15 protein-coding genes are annotated in these 18,445 nt (G+C 42.2%); 6 read left to right on the top strand and 9 right to left on the bottom strand.

Annotated features, from left to right (window positions below; genetic code table 11):
* Positions 1–76: 76 nt before the first annotated feature.
* The 6 genes from acs to NU887_RS14195 form a co-directional block, all read right to left on the bottom strand.
* Entirely contained in the window at positions 77–1,969 is a 1,893-nt protein-coding gene (gene acs, locus NU887_RS14220) for an acetate--CoA ligase (RefSeq protein ID WP_258424047.1), read from the bottom strand.
* Between the two features lie 95 nt (positions 1,970–2,064).
* Complete coding sequence (locus tag NU887_RS14215) at positions 2,065–3,750, bottom strand: sodium:solute symporter family protein (protein ID WP_258424046.1); 1,686 nt, start codon at positions 3,748–3,750, stop codon at positions 2,065–2,067.
* 23 nt (positions 3,751–3,773) lie between these two features.
* A complete protein-coding gene (locus NU887_RS14210; RefSeq protein ID WP_258424045.1) occupies positions 3,774–4,037 on the bottom strand; it encodes a DUF4212 domain-containing protein in 264 nt (87 codons plus the stop codon).
* A 3-nt stretch (positions 4,038–4,040) separates the two neighbouring features.
* Positions 4,041–5,489 (bottom strand): porin, encoded by a 1,449-nt coding sequence (locus NU887_RS14205; protein WP_258424044.1) that lies wholly within the window; start codon positions 5,487–5,489, stop codon positions 4,041–4,043.
* A 201-nt stretch (positions 5,490–5,690) separates the two neighbouring features.
* Positions 5,691–6,473 carry a ZIP family metal transporter gene (locus NU887_RS14200; RefSeq protein WP_258424043.1) on the bottom strand — a complete coding sequence of 261 codons (783 nt, stop codon included), beginning with the start codon at positions 6,471–6,473 and terminating at the stop codon, positions 5,691–5,693.
* An 87-nt stretch (positions 6,474–6,560) separates the two neighbouring features.
* Positions 6,561–7,622, bottom strand: a complete 1,062-nt coding sequence (locus tag NU887_RS14195; protein ID WP_258424042.1) for an FAD:protein FMN transferase — start codon at positions 7,620–7,622, stop codon at positions 6,561–6,563.
* A 158-nt stretch (positions 7,623–7,780) separates the two neighbouring features.
* Here NU887_RS14195 and ruvB point away from each other — a divergent pair, with 158 nt between their 5' ends.
* Both ruvB and queG read left to right on the top strand, forming a co-directional pair.
* On the top strand, positions 7,781–8,815 hold the full coding sequence (gene ruvB, locus NU887_RS14190) for a Holliday junction branch migration DNA helicase RuvB (protein WP_258424041.1): 1,035 nt from the start codon (positions 7,781–7,783) through the stop codon (positions 8,813–8,815).
* 39 nt (positions 8,816–8,854) lie between these two features.
* The gene (queG, locus tag NU887_RS14185; RefSeq protein WP_258424040.1) at positions 8,855–9,793 is read left to right on the top strand and encodes a tRNA epoxyqueuosine(34) reductase QueG; all 939 of its coding nucleotides are present in this window, start codon (positions 8,855–8,857) and stop codon (positions 9,791–9,793) included.
* A gap of 21 nt (positions 9,794–9,814) precedes the next feature.
* On the opposite strand, the gene NU887_RS14180 is transcribed toward queG, so the two are convergent.
* Positions 9,815–11,614, bottom strand: a complete 1,800-nt coding sequence (locus tag NU887_RS14180; RefSeq protein ID WP_258424039.1) for a Kelch repeat-containing protein — start codon at positions 11,612–11,614, stop codon at positions 9,815–9,817.
* A gap of 7 nt (positions 11,615–11,621) precedes the next feature.
* A complete protein-coding gene (locus NU887_RS14175; protein ID WP_258424038.1) occupies positions 11,622–12,737 on the bottom strand; it encodes a hypothetical protein in 1,116 nt (371 codons plus the stop codon).
* Between the two features lie 282 nt (positions 12,738–13,019).
* Between NU887_RS14175 and NU887_RS14170 the strand changes: the two genes are divergently transcribed.
* Positions 13,020–14,192 (top strand): hypothetical protein, encoded by a 1,173-nt coding sequence (locus NU887_RS14170; RefSeq protein WP_258424037.1) that lies wholly within the window; start codon positions 13,020–13,022, stop codon positions 14,190–14,192.
* 33 nt (positions 14,193–14,225) lie between these two features.
* On the opposite strand, the gene NU887_RS14165 is transcribed toward NU887_RS14170, so the two are convergent.
* The gene (locus tag NU887_RS14165) at positions 14,226–14,417 is read right to left on the bottom strand and encodes a hypothetical protein (protein ID WP_258424036.1); all 192 of its coding nucleotides are present in this window, start codon (positions 14,415–14,417) and stop codon (positions 14,226–14,228) included.
* A gap of 118 nt (positions 14,418–14,535) precedes the next feature.
* Here NU887_RS14165 and NU887_RS14160 point away from each other — a divergent pair, with 118 nt between their 5' ends.
* From NU887_RS14160 to NU887_RS14150, 3 genes are read left to right on the top strand one after another with little or no spacing between them, the layout of a single operon-like run.
* Entirely contained in the window at positions 14,536–15,984 is a 1,449-nt protein-coding gene (locus tag NU887_RS14160; RefSeq protein ID WP_258424035.1) for a BatD family protein, read from the top strand.
* Positions 15,977–17,053, top strand: a complete 1,077-nt coding sequence (aroC, locus tag NU887_RS14155) for a chorismate synthase (RefSeq protein ID WP_258424034.1) — start codon at positions 15,977–15,979, stop codon at positions 17,051–17,053. Before NU887_RS14160 ends, aroC begins: the two co-directional genes overlap by 8 nt.
* Before the next feature lie 17 nt (positions 17,054–17,070).
* Entirely contained in the window at positions 17,071–18,414 is a 1,344-nt protein-coding gene (locus NU887_RS14150) for a dicarboxylate/amino acid:cation symporter (protein ID WP_258424033.1), read from the top strand.
* Positions 18,415–18,445 lie beyond the last annotated feature (31 nt).

Here is an 18,445-nt window from a genome sequence, read left to right as displayed (position 1 = left end):
TTCCATCAGGAAATTGAAATCTAATTTGTTAATCGATCCAATCACATGTCCTAAGTCTCACATTTCAAGTCTTATTTTACTTTCTTCCTTCAATAATCTTCGTGACCACATCCGGATCGAGCAGTGTAGAGGTATCGCCCATATTGTCCGTACTTCCTTCCGCAACCTTGCGGAGTATTCTACGCATGATTTTTCCGGAACGTGTCTTGGGCAATCCCGATACAATCTGGATTTTGTCAGGTTTGGCTATCGGACCGATGATCTTGCTGACAGTTTCCTTGATTTCGTTGATGAGGTTTTCTTCAGTTCTATGCGACATGTCGCAGATCACATAGGCGTAGATGCCCTGTCCTTTGACATCGTGTGGATATCCGACTACTGCAGATTCGATGACCAAAGGATGTTCGTTGATGGCGTTTTCTACTTCAGCTGTTCCCATTCTGTGCCCGGAAACATTGATCACGTCATCGACCCGACCGAGGATTCGGTAGTAACCGTCATGGTCTCTTTTGACGCCGTCACCGGTAAAGTACATACCTTTGTAAGTTGAGAAGTACGTCTGTTTGCAGCGGTCATGGTCTCCCCATAAGGTACGTATCATGGATGGCCAAGGGAATTTGACACATAGATTTCCCTCCACAGAATTTCCAGTCAGCTCATTTCCTTCAGGATCGACAATGGCCAATTGAATGCCTGGAAGAGGCAAAGTGGCAAAAGCAGGCTTGGTAGGGGTAATGCCTGCAATCGGCGAAACCAAAATACCGCCAGTCTCAGTCTGCCACCAAGTATCCACGATCGGACAACGGGATTGTCCGATATGGTTGTAGTACCACCTCCAAGCTTCCTCGTTGATAGGTTCGCCTACAGAACCCAATACCTTCAATGAATCCAGGTTGTAAGGAGCAATGGGGTCTGTACCATAAGCCTGCAATGCCCTGATGGCTGTTGGAGCGGTGTAGAATTGATTGACCTGATGCTTTTCGATAACTGCCCAAAACCTTCCTGGGTCAGGATAAGTAGGCACACCTTCAAACATCAACGTCGTCGCGCCGGCCAATAATGGCCCATATACTATGTAAGAATGTCCGGTAATCCAACCGATATCTGCTGTACACCAATACACATCTCCGGGTGAATATTGGAACACATTTTCAAAGGAATATTTGGTATACACCATATACCCCGCAGTGCTGTGAACCACACCTTTCGGCTTGCCGGTAGAACCAGATGTATAAAGGATAAAAAGCGGATCTTCGCTGTCCATGGTTTCGGCAACGTTGCTGTCCTTTTCACCTTCGATGACCTCATGCCACCAATAATCCCTACCTTCTTTCATGCTAATATCCTGACCGGTACGCTTGCAGACGATCACGGTTTCAACTGAGGCTTTTTCCAAAGCATCATCTACGATGGCTTTGATGCCGATTTTTTTATTGCCGCGGTAATTTCCGTCTGAGGTCAAAATCGCTTTTGCACCGCTATCATGGATTCTGTCTGTAAGGGCATTGGCACTGAATCCCGCAAAAACCACTGAATGAATCGCACCGATCCTCGCACAGGCAAGCATGGCAATGGCTGCTTCTGGAATCATCGGCATATAGATGATTACCCGGTCACCTTTTTGGATGCCTTTTGATTTGAGTGCGTTGGAAAACTGACAAACCTGATGGTACAATTCTTTGTAAGTAATCTTCCTGACCTCTTCGCCGGGTTCGCTTGGTTCCCAGATGATCGCGGTCCTGTCGCCGTAGGCAAAAAGGTTTTTCTCGAAAATATTTTCAGTGATATTCAGTTTACCGTTGACAAACCATTTGACATTTGGGCCTTCAAAATCCCATTTGAGCACCTTGTCCCATCTCTTTTTCCAGTGAAAAGAGTCTGCGATTCTAGCCCAGAAATTTTCCGGTTCGGTAACAGACTTTTGGTATTCATAGAAGTACCCACTCAAGGTATGTATCCTATCACTCATGATTGTATGTATTTTGGTTATTGTTGGTTGAAAATTAACGAAGTCTCCTTTAACAAACTCAATTTTTGTGTAATAATTGGGGTTTCACCAAAATTTCAATGCTCCACCGCACCACCGGCACCTCTTGGAATCCTGATTTCCTCGATCATATCCTGCACATGCTGTGGTGGGGCCGGGGTTGCTTTTGACACAACATAGCAAACCACAAAATTGAGTAGCATGCCCAATGAACCGATTCCTTCCGGTGAAATTCCAAACCACCAATGTCCGGCATTATTCATTTCAGGACTGATGAATTTGAAGTAAATAATATAAGCCATCGTAAATACCAATCCTGAAACCATTCCGGTAATTGCTCCTTCTTTGTTGATCCTGGAGGAGAAAATCCCCATAATGATGACCGGGAAAAATGAAGCTGCCGCCAACCCAAAGGCAAAAGCAACCACCTCAGCCACAAATCCTGGAGGATTTACACCAAAGTACCCAGCCAATACCACAGCACCTCCTGCCGCGATCCTAGCGATTCGTAGTTCTTTTTTCTCAGACATTTCAGGTCTGAAAGTTCTAAAAAGATCCCTTGAAACTGAAGTTGAAATCACAAGTAATAGGCCTGCCGCTGTTGAAAGTGCCGCTGCCATCGCACCGGCTGCCACAAGGCCGACAACCCAATTTGGAAGTTGGGCGATCTCAGGATTTGCCAATACCATGATGTCCTTGTCGATGGTAAGTTCATTGGTTTTCTTGTCTGCCACATACTGCACGATACCATCACCGTTTTTATCCTCTACGACAATGAGGTTGGTTTTTTGCCAGTTCCCGACCCATTCAGGAAGGTTGTCAACAGGCTTTTCCGCAACTGTATCGATGGCATTGTAAATTCCAAATGCCGCTACTGCTGGGGCAGTGGTATACAAAATAGCGATAAAAACCAATGCATATCCTGCGGATAACCTTGCGTCCTTGACCCTTGGTACCGTAAAAAACCTGACAATCACATGGGGAAGTCCAGCTGTGCCGACCATCAATGCAAGTGTGATGGCGAGCATGTCTACCATCTCTTTCCTTCCTGAAGTGTATGCCGCAAATCCCAACTCCGTCAATACGCCATCTAGTTTGTCCAAGAGAGGGGTCCCGTCAGCAACAGTTCCTCCTAAGCCCAATTGCGGAATTGGATTTCCTGTCAACTGCATAGAGACGAAAATTGCCGGAACCATATAAGCGAAAATCAATACACAGTATTGGGCCACTTGTGTATAGGTGATCCCTTTCATTCCTCCCAAAACGGCATAGAAAAAAACGATACACATCCCGATGATTACTCCGGTATTGATGTCCACTTCAAGATATCGGGAGAAAACGATTCCCACTCCCCGCATTTGACCTGCCACATAGGTGAAGGAAATAAACAGTGCGCAAACGACAGCGACAACTCTCGCTTTGTTAGAATAATACCTATCGCCTACAAAATCAGGAACGGTGAATTTTCCGAATTTTCTTAAGTAGGGAGCCAAAAGCAATGCAAGTAAAACGTATCCTCCAGTCCAGCCCATCAAGTAAACCGAACCGTCATATCCCGAAAAGGAAATGATGCCGGCCATAGAGATAAAAGATGCCGCAGACATCCAATCAGCAGCTGTAGCCATGCCATTGGCAAGTGGGGAGACTCCACCCCCTGCAACGTAAAATTCTTTGGTAGATCCGGCACGTGTCCAGATGGCGATACCTATATAAATCGCAAATGAAAGTCCGACAAGGATGTATGTCCAGGTTAAAATTTCCATAGTTTGGTTGGGTTTTGGGTGTTTTATTTTTCATTGACATCAAATTCCTTGTCCAGCTTGTTCATCCGGTAGACATAGACGAATATCAGGATCACAAAGGCATAGATAGATCCCTGCTGCGCAAACCAAAATCCCAGTTTGAATCCTCCGAATTTGAAATTGTTCAGTTGTTCGACCAAGAGGATTCCAAATCCAAAAGAAACCGTAAACCAAACCAATAAAAGGAAAAAGAGTGTTTGGAGATTCTTTTTCCAATAAGCTTTCATTTTTTGTTTGTTGTCAAGCATGTTTTATAGGTAAATATGGGTTTGAAGTATAAATTCTCCGGCTGAGCTGCTTTTTTGGTAATTTTCAAAGATAGGCCTATTGCTATATTGTAATGATATTTTGGCCTGATGCCCGTTCAGGAAATAATTCATGCCGAGGTCATATTGCCAGCTTCCCGTGTCAAAATACTCAAAATCCTTATGGGTCAAAGCACCAAAGGGTTGCAGTTTTCCATTTCTTCCCAACATATTACCCGGAAGCAAAAAACCAGTCTGAAGGTAAAAAATATTTCCTGTTCCGATGGTAGGTTGGGCATTTCCTGTTCCGTTTTGGGTGCTTCCGCTACCTTGTCCGACATTCATGATGCCGATATTCCGAAGATAATTTGGGCCAAAGTCATAGGTGTAATACACTGCATAGACTGTTATGGCTGTACCTTTGCTCTTCCTAAGAGGTAAATCCAAAAAGCTGTCAATGCTCCACAAAGCAATGTCATGTTTTTGGATTTGGCCGGATTGATTTTGAGAACTTGTTGCTTTCGGATGATGGTGCCATCCGCCACCGATGTTAAAGACTTTTTTGGACCCAAGGTAGGAACCTACAAAAAAGGGAAGCTTGTTGTTTTCTTTTTCAAAAAACTGGTAAGCGATATAGCCTTGTGTCGCCCAGTTGTCATTGACGATATTGGCCGCCACAGGTCTGTTACGGGAACTTTCGAAGATGCCTCCTTCGCCCACAGAAAAAGGTTTGTTGACCGCCACTCTATAATCCCATTTTCCCAACTGCCCTTTGGCATACACTCCAAACTGCCTCGCAAACTGATCTGTCATTTCGATCAAGGGCCAGTTGAAAATCGGCGCATCCGGTGTAAGCATATTCAATGTTCCCTGACTGCTGAGTCTTGAGATACCATTCCAATAGTGCAGCCCCATTCCCACAAAAAAGCCATTACTAACTTTAAACTCTGTCCAGACATCGTGGAGGAACATTTGTGGCTTTTTGGCAGAAGTCCCGGAACTGTTTCCAATTCCTGTGACCGGGTCCACTGTGACAGGAATATTTCCTGCATTTCCTGAATTGCCACCACCGGGAACGCCTCCGTTGGTGAAAGTTTGGTTGTTGATACCAAAATGAGCCAAAAACAAAATTTTAGGAGAGACCTGCGCATAGGCCAAAATCCTTGCCCTTCGGATTCCGATATCCACGGTACTATTTTTTGGATTGCCATCCACCCCCAAAGTGCCGGGATTGGTTTCTGTAGCCTTAGCCCAAATCTGATTCCACAAAATCAACCTGAAATACCTGCTGCCATTTGCATCAAGATTCCAAACCAAAGGTTTATACCTATTATCGATTTTGTTGGCATCTTCCAAGGCGGAATTGTAGGCTACCTGTGCTGAATCCTGTCCAACTGCCTCAAAAGACATTTGAATGAGTACAAAACAAACCAAAGCACAATAGGCGGGTTTCATCGGCAGTTAATGGCAGATAAGTCAAACTCAGTAAATGGAATGATTTCAGTGTTAAAATCTAAAATCGATAAACTGACCCAATATAAGAATCGGAATTTTCAATCTTCCAAAAAATTACTTCAAGGGAAAAACAAAACCCAAGAATTCTAATCCAACATTCTCTCTTTTCAAAAATTGCGAGATAACCCTATCGCCAATCCCTTAGACCAACATTTCCAAAACCACAGCCAAGCCAAATGCCAAGATGCTGATCAGGACTTTATTGAGGTAAAAACGGTGGTCGGGACTGCTTTCAAAAAAGATGGTAGTCGAGATATGGAGAAATCCACCTGCTACCATCCCATAAAATACATTAAGTCCTTCCCTGCCAAGGATATTTTTTTCATACAAAAAATTACTCAATATCATTCCCAAAGGAGAGGCAAAAGCAAAAACTACCAATAAAGCAAAAACCCATCTTTTTTTAAGGCTTGCCATCAGTACTGCGACCAATGCAAAAGCCTCAGGCCCTTTGTGCAATAGAATTCCAAAAAGCAGGTTATTGCTGCCGTGGTGGTGGTGGCTGTGGCCTGCGTGCTCATCATGTTCATGTAAATGCCCTGCCAAAGAACCGTCTTCAGTCAGCAAAGTTCCTTCGAGAAAGGCATGCAAAAACAATCCGATCATAATTGTCCAAACTCCAACCTGCATTCCATGATGTTGATGATCAGGATGGTGAATATGCCCATGTTCTACGCCTGTGGACAACAAGGCCAAGATCTGCTGCAACAAAAATCCCAACAGGATATAAAATCCCATCTTGGTTGGATCTGATGATTCGAGAAAAAGTTCAGGAAGGATATGGAGAACAGTGATGGCAAATAGATAAGAGCCTGCAAATACCAGGACCAATTTGAAATACCGCTCCTCCCATCTTGGAATGAAATATGCCAATCCACCTGCAATCAAAGCAGTAAAGAAAAGAATCAGGAAATTGAATGTCATGGGATATAAAGGTAATTAGGCTTGAATCAGGAATAAGAACTCAATTTTAAGAAAACGATACATGTTGATTTCTGGGTGGTCACTATTTTAATCTTGAGGAAATGACAAAAACGGTTTGATTCCATCACTTGCAAAGGATTTGAGCTGACCGGTAGAGTCACTGTAAATCAGGAATATTTCAAATAGATTTCTGCTTTTTTGAAGTTCAATGGCTTTTTCTGTTCCCATCACCATCATCGCAGTGGCATAGGCATCTGCTGTCATGCAGTCTTTTGCCAATACTGTCGCACTCAAAAGGCTGTGGTTGACCGGTCTGCCGGTGGCGGGGTTGATGGTATGGGAGATTTTTATTCCCCCTGCTTCATAATAATTTCTGTAATTTCCGGATGTTGCCATTCCTTTATCCTGCAAAGCCACAATGCTGAATAAATCATCTGCCCTTCCTAATTCTTCGGGACGGTTGATACCCACTTTCCACAGTTCACCTTTTTCATTCACTCCTCTTGCCACCAATTCTCCTCCGATTTCTACAAGAAGGTTTTCTATTCCTTTTCCCTGCAAAAATTCAGCGACGACATCCACACCATATCCTTTTGCTATCGCGCTAAAATCGAGATACATCCCCGATTGAGATTTTCTGACACTTGCCGAATCAAAAGTGATTTTATTGAATCCTACCAAATCCAACATACCATCAATGTTGACACTGTCTTTCAGTTGCGGACCTGTCGGGCCAAATCCCCAAAGGTTGACCAAAGGACCAACTGTCGGATCAAATGCCCCACCTGTGATTTCATATACAGTTTTGCTGCTTTGGAGAACAGGCAAGAAATAAGGCAGTTTGAAATACAGTGTATCACTTTGGTTAAATCTGCTGAGTTCAGAATCCGGAATATAGGTGGAAAGCGATTGGTTGAAAACTGTCAACAAGGAATCTATACTTGCCTGAAAATCCCTTTCGGTTGGATCAAGGTAAGTAATATTGTAAGTCGTCCCCATCGTATTCCCGTTTAGTACCACTTTTCCCGTGACTTTCACCACGGTTTCCTCAACGGGCTTTTGTTGGTTTTGACGATAGAGGTACACCACCGCTACCAACAGCAGCAGGATAATGGAATAGATTATGTTCTTATTGGCGTTGGTTCGCATATAAAAGACCAATTTTTCGAAAGTTAAGGGTAATTTTCCAAATTAAGTTCCAAAAATCTTATTATTTGCAATTTTGTTGCAAAAGCTTTTTGCGAATTTATTTTACCTTTTTGCCATGGGCTTATTTTCTATATTTGTGAATTGCTGATTGTAAAGCCATGAGAGAAGATTACCTGAGTGGGGACAAAGAAAAACTGAATTCATCTGACAAAGAAATTGAGAAGGCTTTGAGGCCTTTGAGTTTTGATGACTTTACAGGTCAGTTCAAAATTGTAGAAAACCTGAAAGTCTTTGTACTCGCCGCCAAGCGAAGAAATGAACCTTTGGACCATGTACTTCTTCATGGCCCTCCGGGGCTGGGAAAGACCACGCTCAGCTACATCATTGCCAACGAACTTGAATCAGGGATCAAAATTACCTCAGGTCCGGTATTGGACAAACCTTCTGATCTGGCTGGTTTACTGACCAATCTTGACGAAGGAGACGTGCTTTTTATTGACGAGATCCACAGACTCAATCCCATCGTGGAGGAATACCTGTATTCAGCCATGGAGGATTTCAGGATTGATATCATGCTGGATTCGGGACCCAACGCACGTTCGGTACAGATTTCACTAAATCCATTTACCTTGATCGGTGCTACTACCAGGTCAGGATTATTGACTTCACCGCTTCGCGCAAGGTTTGGGATCAATTCCCGACTGGAATATTATGATGCCAAGCTCCTGACCGACATTGTGCAGAGATCTTCAGGGATTCTTCAAACACCGATAGAAGAAGTTGCTGCCTATGAAATCGCAAGGAGAAGCCGTGGTACACCAAGGATTGCCAATATGCTTTTGCGCAGAACCCGTGATTTTGCTGAGATCAAAGGAACCGGAACAATTACATTGGATATTGCTAAAATAGCCCTGAAAGCCTTGGATGTGGATGAAAACGGCTTGGATGAAATGGATAACAGAATCCTTCTCACCATCATCGAGAAATTCAAAGGAGGTCCGGTTGGATTGTCTACCATCGCCACCGCTTGTAGTGAAGAGGCTGAGACAATTGAAGAAGTGTATGAACCCTTTTTGATACAGGAAGGATACCTCAAAAGAACAGCACGCGGAAGGATGGCCACCGAACTTGCTTATAAACACCTAAAAATCAAACCGAATTTTGGGGCAAGTAGTGGCAGTTTATTTGAGTAATTGTTTTGCATTCATTTCCAAATTCGGAATTAATCCAGCGTGAATCTTCCAGAAAAATACAGCCAAATCATAAAGACCCAGGCCAAATACCTGGGCTTTGATTTTTGTGGCATTGCCAAAGCTGGATTTTTGGAATCGGAAGCACCCAAACTTGAAGCTTGGCTCAACCAAAATTATCAAGGTGAGATGGCGTATATGGCCAACCATTTTGACAAAAGACTGGATCCCACTAAACTCGTGGAAGGAGCAAAAACTGTGGTCAGCTTGGTTTACAATTATTTTCCAAAAAAGGAATTGTTCCAAAAAAAAGAAGCATACAAAATCGCAAAATATGCCTATGGGCAGGATTACCACTATGTCATCAAGGACAAGTTGAAAGTACTTCTAGAAAATCTCCAAATAGAAATCGGCGAAATTGGCGGGAGGGCCTTTGTGGATTCGGCGCCGATGATGGAGCGTCAGTGGGCCCAAAAATCAGGTTTGGGTTGGTTGGGAAAAAACAGCCTTCTACTCAATAAGGAAATGGGCAGTTTCTTTTTTTTGGCAGAATTGGTCATCGACCTTGAGGTCGCTCCTGACCCGCCGATGTTGAAGGATTATTGCGGTACATGTACCAAATGCATCGATGCCTGTCCGACGGAGGCCATTGTCCAACCCGGTGTGGTGGATGGATCCAAATGCATTTCCTACCTGACGATTGAGCTGAAAGAAAATATACCTGCTGCCTTCAAAGGAAAAATGGAAAACTGGGTTTTCGGTTGCGACATCTGTCAGGATGTCTGTCCTTGGAACAGGTTTTCAAAACCCCACCAAGAACCGCTTTTTGATCCCAAATCCGAATTGGAGAAAATGACCAATCATGATTGGGAAGAAATCACCGAAGAAACATTCAGTAAGGTTTTTTCAAAGTCGGCTGTCAAGCGGACGAAGCTGAAAGGATTGAGGAGGAATGTTGGGTTTGCAAAGAAGGATAAATAAGATTAAGGGACTATTCTAATATTATCTGACAAATTTAAATAACCGGAATTGATCATCATAATAGGCATAATCCCGAAATCCTAGGTAAAGATTGTTGTCATCCTTATAAAATTTAGCCTCTTCTCTAAATATCGCTGAAATTCCTTGGACAGGTTTGATCCTTTCATCTGCTAAATTGTATTCAAAAATATTTTTGTTCCCTTTTGCTAAGAATATACTGTTTCCAAATGAAATGATTGACCAAAGGTACCCTTGATCATAGAAACCCGAAAATTCTCCCAACAATTTTGGTGATTGGCCAATTTTTACCGAAAACAGTTTGAGTACATTGGAATTTATCTCAGGAAAGAAAATCGTGCCGTCATTCGAAAGTATATTCGTAGCATTTTTAATTTCAATGGGAACTTGGATACCTGAATCCTCCCATATTTTTAAAGCAGGATTAAAGAAATAGAAATTGGATCGGTTGTAAAACACAAAAGTTAATTTTCCATCATATTCAAAAGAAAATTTAACGGCATTAGGGCCCTCAATGAAGTTTGGTAGCTGTTCCCAATTTTTTGAAACTAGGTCAAGTCTATAAAAATCTGAATAATTAATCGGTGGATTCGGGAAATCATTTTGATTTCCAAGTCCAAAATAAAGTTTATTGTCCTTTGGCATGTAAGATAAGGCATAAAAAGCCCTCCCTCTGCCATCATCAGGAAAATCAGCCAGTTTACTCATGGAATTACCCGCTAAGTTAAAAACATGGATATCGAAATATATTCCATAGTTATAAGTCAAAATATCATTCCCCGTTGAAAAGTTACTATAGTAACCCTCCACTATTCTTGGAATATTTTCATGACTGCTTACCCAATTGTCATTTACAATGATCTCTTTCTCGTAATTTATCTCACTGTAATTTTGAATCCTAAACGCAAGTTTATATTTACCAGGAGGCATATTTGGAATTTCGCCCACTACTTTGTTTGATTCATTTATAGTCGTCGGTATTCTGTAATCTATATTATTCGCATCAATAAGGTACCAAGTTGATTCCATCTCGATCAAATAACTTAATTCAATTGTTATGTTTTCACCGACTGATAACTGGGTTGGTGATACGGTCAGGATATTTGGGATTCCTATTTCAAATGCTTCTTTTAGTATCGCTGTTTTACCATTTACTGAAATCTTAAGGTCAAATTCTTGGCCTGAAGAAGAAATCAAAGAAGAATTTCTCACAGCCTCTACTACAAGTTTTGTCGGTGTCGCCTCCATAATTCTGAAATTGAAATACGCCTCCAAGCCTCCAAAATCAAGGATGTTGTTCTCCGGTTTCCGACTGAAGAAGTTCCCTTCAATTGTTATTGAATGGTATCGGAAGAGCTTGGATTCGGAGACCGAGGTTATTTCCGGCCCTTTGACCCCAAGACTGGAAAAATTAAAAGATTCACCAAAAATCATCTGCGATCCCGAACGGACAAAAGGTCTTGCAAAATAAGTAAGACCGGGAATCAGGTCATATTGTAGCCTGATTGACAGGGGATTTCCTTGGGGCTTACCTGTAATTTCCTCATAAAAAAAGTACTCGGGAATGCTGATGTTGGCAGAGCCTTCTTTCTCGATTGCCCTATATTGAACACCGTAGCTCTCAATTGTCGATGAGGTGTTTTGAATGATCATAAAATCAATGTTGACTCCTGATTCATTGAGATCTTTGATTCCTAGGCTCTTGATCACCGGATAATCCCTTTCTGAAATATTGCTGTCGATGGTACATGCCTGAAGAATGACTACAAAAAGTGCAAGTATATTTTTGCTGGAAAATTTCATGGGTGTATTAAAATTTAAGACCAAGGGTAATCAAATGAATAGACAAAGTCGTGTTTCCCAAATTTCCGCTTTGGAGATAACTTTTCAATCCTAAAGTCAGGATCCTGTTGTTTTTTCGGATAATGTTGGCCCCTGCACCAAAATGAATGCCCTGATAACTGTCTGCCAATACAGGCTTGTCAGAATGAAAAGTGATTTCATTGTTTTTTTTCCACGCGCCAAATTGATAAGATTTTTGATTCAAGGTATTGGAAAAGGCATACCCCATTTCGAGGTAGGTTCGGAATTTTTGTGGCTTAAGGTCAATATAGTACTTGACTGCCACCGGAAACTGCAAAGCAATCATGGATATGCTGAGGTCGGTTTCATAGTTTTGCCCATTAGGCAATTGGATTTTCTCAAACTTGGTAGCATCGAATCCAAACAACTGAGGGGAGAATGAAATGGAGATATTTCGCTTGAAATTGAGAAAGGCTTCGATGGATAATCCTCCAGAAATGGCCAGACCTGCCATTTCAGTGACCTGTTCAACAGGTTCAATCCCGAATTCGGCAATTGCAATACCAGTTCCAAAAAATGGTTCTACATAAATTGGTTTAGAAAAAGTCCGCAAATCTTTCACCTGATCGGCAGAATTTAGCAGGTATGCAATGGAACCCGCTGTTTGCTTGGTTAGTCCTATCAGTGGATTGACAGCATCGTTTTTGTTCAGGGAAGAAAAAGCATCAGACACTTGACCGTTTACTGCATACAACTTACCTGTTGATTTGTTTTCCAGGTAAAAGGTTTCCTTTTTAACATTTAGTCTGTAAAGAGCCAGATCTTGGTTTTCCGTAGGGATCAATTCAAGGAAAACCAGCATTTCTCGAGGGCTCCCGATATCCTTTCTAAAAAACTTTCTGTCTTTGTATTGAAACTCCGAGACATCATTTACGCCATAAGTTTTCTCTTGTCCGCCTTTTATTGATCGAAATACCAAACTTTGATTTTCTAAAGTGGGAATTTCAAGTATCCTTCCGTCTATATGCAAACTGTCTTGGAAAAGGATATAATCGTTTCTTACTCGTTTTTGGGCTAGAGAATAGGTGGCTGACACCATCAAAATGCTAAAAAAAATTAGCATTCTGAAACACTTAAGGTTTGGGTACATAAAATTAATTCTGAAAGGAAAAGGTGTAAAGCCGACTCAAACCTAAATCTAATCTATATCAACTAATTTTTCCAAATAAAAATGGGATGTGCCGCCACATTTTTTCAAAAAAGGAGATAAAAAAATAGCTTCTCTTAAAATGCTGGTTGATAAAGTAATCCATGTTTATGGTAGGCCATTCTTTGTTAAAATCCTAACCAAAAATCTGTATTTAAGAAATCAAATAGGTTAATTTTGGGTCACCAATAAGATGCTATGAAGATTTTTGAAGTCAATTCCGGAAAACTGGAGAGGGATTTTCTGGAAGCTCATGTCCTGATCAATAAGCCTTATCCCAACTGGATCAGGCCATTGGATGTTGATGTGATGTCAGTTTTTGATCCAAAAAAGAACAAACTTTTGGCAAAATCCGAGGCCAAACGATGGGTCCTTAAAGACGGTCAGGGGAAGCTTATAGGAAGGATTGCCGCTTTTGTAAATAAAAGATACACCAACAAAGGGGATGATGTCCCTGTTGGTGGATTCGGTTTTTTTGATTGCATAGATGACCATAAAGCCGCAGACTTTCTCTTTGATACTGCCAAAAACTGGCTAGAGTCAAAAGGAATGCAGGCAATGGACGGGCCGATCAACCTTGGTGACAGAGATAAATGGTGGGGTTTGTTGGTGGATGGATTTCATCCGCCGATCTACAACATGAATTACAATCCGCCTTATTACCAAAAATTATTTGAAGCCTACGGTTTCCAGAATTTTTACAATCAAATTTGCTGGAGTCTTTCTGTGGCCCAAGAGGCGCATCAACTGGATCCTAAGTTTTATGAGGCCCATCAGAAGTTTTATGGAAACCCGGACTTCAAGGCGGAATATCTCAAAAAGGACAACTTGGAGAAATATGCCAAAGACCTCAGTATCGTGTACAACAAGGCTTGGGCAAAGCATCAAGGTAACAAGGATATCTCACCGGAACAGGCGTTGAAATTGTTCAAAACCATCAAACCTGTTTTGGATGGAAAACTAATCTGGTTTGTCTATTACAAAGATGAACCTGTGGTGATGTGGATCAACCTTCCGGACATCAATCAGATCATCAAGCACCTTGACGGAAAGTTTGATTGGTTTGCGAAACTGAAATTCTTCCTCATCAAAACCTTTGGGAAAAATGAGAATTTCGTGGGTTTGGTGTTCGGTGTGGTACCGGAATTCCAAGGCACAGGTCTTGATTATTATATGATCGTGGAGGCGGAAAAAGTCATCAAATCCACCACTTCCTACAAAAAACTGGAGCTGTATTGGCAGGGGGACTTTAATCCCAAAATGCTGAATATTTCAAAAAATCTCGGGGGAAAACACTTTCGGACCTTGGTTACCTTCAGGTACTTGTTTGATAGGCAGAAGCATTTTGAAAGGCATCCGGTATTGCTATAAATAAAAAAAGCCCCAAACTCGGGGCTTTTTGATTTAACCTGCAAGGCTAATGAAATATTTATTTAGGACGGGTTCGTATTTTCCTGAAAACTTCCTGTAACACCAATCCTTAAATTCCTGTATCTCAGTCGGCATCAGCAGGTTTAGGGCCTTGCGCAACTCTTTCTCAAACAATTTTCCGTCAAAACTGACTTTCATCAAGATGATTTTCACGTATTCCAGCATATTTTAAAGAATTTAGTAAGTAATGATTAAACAGATTGTTTGTTAATACGACATGTAATTTGGTTTGTTGCGTTTAAAATATAAAGCTAATTTGCAAACCATTAGTAGTCATACCAACATGAGTAAAACGACAGTCAGCGCTATTCTTGTATGTTTGTTTCTTTTTATTTCTATGGGCACTTTCGCCCAAGAAGTGGCCATAGAATTGGGGCCGGATGAAATAGCACTCAACGAGACGTTTAGCATCAAAGTGACCATTGCAAACGACAAGATCAAATCCTATGATGAGTTCCCGGAAATAGCCGGATTTCAAAAACAGGGCCTTTCCCAATCATCTTCTATGAATGTCATCAATGGGCAGGTCAGCAGTACCAGCAGCATTATCCAATATTATAAACCGACCAAAAAAGGTGTTGTTAACATTGGAAAGTTTAGCATCAAAATAAATGGAACCGACTACGCCTCTCCCGGTAAATCCGTCACCGTAGTCGATGCACGGGCAGCCCAAAGACAACCAAACCAATCGGATCCTTTCAGTGATATTTTTGGCGGGACAAGGGAAGAACCCGAATTTATTGAAATCGAAGATGACGCATTTTTTGCTTCATCCGTAGATAAAGAAGAAATATATGTTGGAGAAGGATTCAATGTAAGCTTGGCTTTTTACATGTCTGAGACCAATCAGGCCCCTTTTCAGTTTTATGAACCGGGCAAGCAATTGGACGCTATTCTTAAAAAGATGAAGCCTGCCAATGCTTGGGAAGAAAACTTCAACATCACCAATATCCAGCCTGAAAGGGTGACTTTTAACGGGAAAAACTGGATCAAATATAAAGTTTACGAAGCGACTTTCTTTCCTTTTTCAGAAGGTGAAATTACAATCCCACCCATTTCATGGGAAATGATCAAATACAAAGTGGCCAAGAATCCAACTTTCTTTGGCAGCAATAGATTGGAGGATTTCAAAACTTTTACCTCTTCCTCAAAAACTATCAAAGTGAAACCCCTGCCACCACATCCACTCAGAAATGAAGTCAGTGTCGGGATTTTTCAGTTGAGAGAAAATATCACGGAATTTGAAGCGCAAACGGGAGAAGGCATCACCTATAATTTTGGAATTACCGGGCAGGGAAACATCAATTCGATTTCTCCGCCGCAGACAAAACAGATCCATTTATTAAATACTTTCGATCCCAATGTACGTCAGCAGGTCAACAGAGGGAATGGAAAAATTACCGGCATCAAGGAATTCAGCTATTACCTTACCATCAACGAACCAGGGACAATCAACCTCGGGGATTACTTTGAATGGATATATTTTAATCCTGCTTTGGAAAAATACGATACCCTGAGACCCAAGGCCATCCTTAATGTTACCGGGGAGTCCAAAGTCAACCAAGCCATTTCCAATCAGCGTTTGGGAGGGATTTATGATTTGATTGATGTGGAAAACAACGAGCTTTCAAACCAGAGATATAAGTACTATTTTTCAGTTTTTATCAATTTATTATTGGTCGGTTCAGTCATTCTACTAGCCGTCCTGATCACAAGAAGAGGCAATGGGTAATTCATTTGGAAGGATATTTAGGATAAGTACATTCGGCGAATCCCACGGATTGGGTTTGGGTGTCGTGATAGAAGGCTGTCCGGCAGGTTTGCCGATCGATGAGGAATTTATCCGCAACGAAATGCAGCGGCGCAAACCAGGCCAATCCAAAATCACCACCCAAAGAAAAGAAGAAGATGAATTTCAGATCTTGTCAGGGGTGTTTGAAGGGAAGTCCACAGGAACGCCGATCGGTTTGGTCATCATGAATACCGACCAAAAGAGTAAAGATTATAGCCATATCTCTGATAAATTTAGACCTTCTCATGCGGATTATACCTATTTCGAAAAGTATGGCATCCGTGATTACCGCGGTGGAGGCCGGAGTAGTGCCAGGGAAACGGCAGCGAGGGTAGCAGGTGGTGCGATTGCCAAAATGCTTTTGAAACACTATGGTGTCAGTATCCAAGCTTATGTCAGTCAGGTAGGTGACATGAAGTTGGAGAAGAGCTACCAAGAACTTGATCTTGCTAAGGCTGAGGAAAACATCGTGCGCTGTCCGGATCCGGAAATGGCCGAAAAGATGATTGAGTTCATCGATGAGGTCAGAAAGAACAGGGATACAGTGGGCGGGATCGTTTCCTGTGTGGCCAATGGTGTTCCTCCAGGATTGGGAGAACCTGTGTTTGACAGGCTTCATGCCGAGCTAGGAAAAGCTATGCTGAGCATCAATGCCGTGAAAGGCTTTGAATACGGAAGCGGATTTGAAGGAGTGAAGATGCGTGGCTCGCAACATAATGACGCGTATTACCAGGATGGTGATCGGGTCAGGACTAGAACCAATAATTCCGGTGGGATCCAAGGCGGGATATCCAACGGAGAAGATATATATTTCAATGTGGCATTTAAACCCGTCGCAACTATCATGCAGGATCAAGAATCTGTCAATGAATCCGGAGACTCAGTTACCGTTTCGGGTAAAGGCAGACACGACCCATGCGTAGTGCCTAGAGCAGTTCCCATAGTCGAAGCGATGGCCGCTTTGGTATTGGCAGATTACCTTTTGATCAGCCGGACAAATAAACTTTAATTTTAACCCAACTTATTATGTTGAAAAAGATACCCTTGCATACCCAGATTATCATCGGATTGGTTTTGGGCCTGGTAGTCGGCTTGGTCATGATCAAATTCGGTGTTGATCCATATATCATTATCAATTTTGTCAAACCAATAGGAACTATCTTCATCAATTCCCTGAAAATGATTGCAGTTCCATTGGTATTTGCCTCCTTGGTCATCGGCGTTGCAAATCTTGGGGATGTATCCAAACTCTCCCGGATCGGCGGAAAAACACTTTTAGCTTATTTGATTACTACCATTATTGCGATTTCTATCGGACTTTTGTTGGTCAATGTCTTTAAACCAGGTAAAAGCCTTCCCCAAGCCACAAGGGACAGCTTGATGTCCTTGTACGATGACACAGTAGGATCTAAGTCGGACCAGGCTGCTCAAGTCACCACCCAGGGCCCCTTGCAACCATTGATTGAAATCGTCCCCGAGAACATTGTCCAAGCAGCAGCAGACAACAGCAGCATGCTTCAGGTTGTCTTTTTTGCCATTATTGTTGGCATTGCTTTACTCCAGATTCCCAAGGAAAAAGCAAAAAACTTTACCAGTTTCTTTGATGCATTCAATGATGTGATCATCAAAATCGTGGAGTACATCATGCTGATTGCGCCCTATGGTGTATTTGCATTGATGGCTTCCCTGATAGTCGAGATTGCCGGAGAAGATCCTGATTCTGCAGTTGAGCTGCTCCTAGCCCTCCTCAAATATACTTTGGTCGTACTAGGAGGTTTATTTTTGGTGGTATTTGGAGTTTATTACGTGTTGCTAAAATCCTTCACCAAAATTCCTTTCATCACCTTCTTAAAAGCCTTTAGACCTGCGATGTTGTTGGGTTTTTCGACTTCTTCGAGTTCTGCCACACTACCTGTAACGATGAAGATTGTGGAAGAAGAAATCGGAGTATCTGAGGAAGTGTCAAGCTTTGTCCTGCCATTGGGTGCTACTGTCAATATGAACGGAACAAGTTTGTATCAGGCGGTTGCCGCAGTATTTATTGCCCAGGCTTTGGGTATGGACCTGACGATTTCCCAGCAATTGACAATTGTTTTGACCGCAACCTTGGCGGCAATAGGCTCGGCCGGTGTACCGGGTGCAGGATTGATCATGTTGATCATAGTATTGGAGGCTATAGGCGTACCTGGAGCCGGAATCGCCCTCATCATTGCACCGGATAGGATTTTGGACATGTTTAGGACTGTCGTCAATATTACCGGAGATGCGGCAGTATGCGTCGCGGTGGCTTCTACGGAAGGAGAATTGCCTTCAGGAATGATCCGTCAATCAAATCCTTTTACTCCAAATATTGAGGATGCTGACGGCTAAAAAGTTGGAATATTCAACCTGTTCAATCCCT

This window comes from Aquiflexum gelatinilyticum (assembly GCF_024741135.1).
Taxonomy (GTDB): Bacteria; Bacteroidota; Bacteroidia; order Cytophagales; family Cyclobacteriaceae; genus Cognataquiflexum; species Cognataquiflexum gelatinilyticum.
The sequence above is the reverse complement of the archived record's forward strand: the minus strand, read 5'-3'. Positions and strand labels throughout refer to the sequence as shown.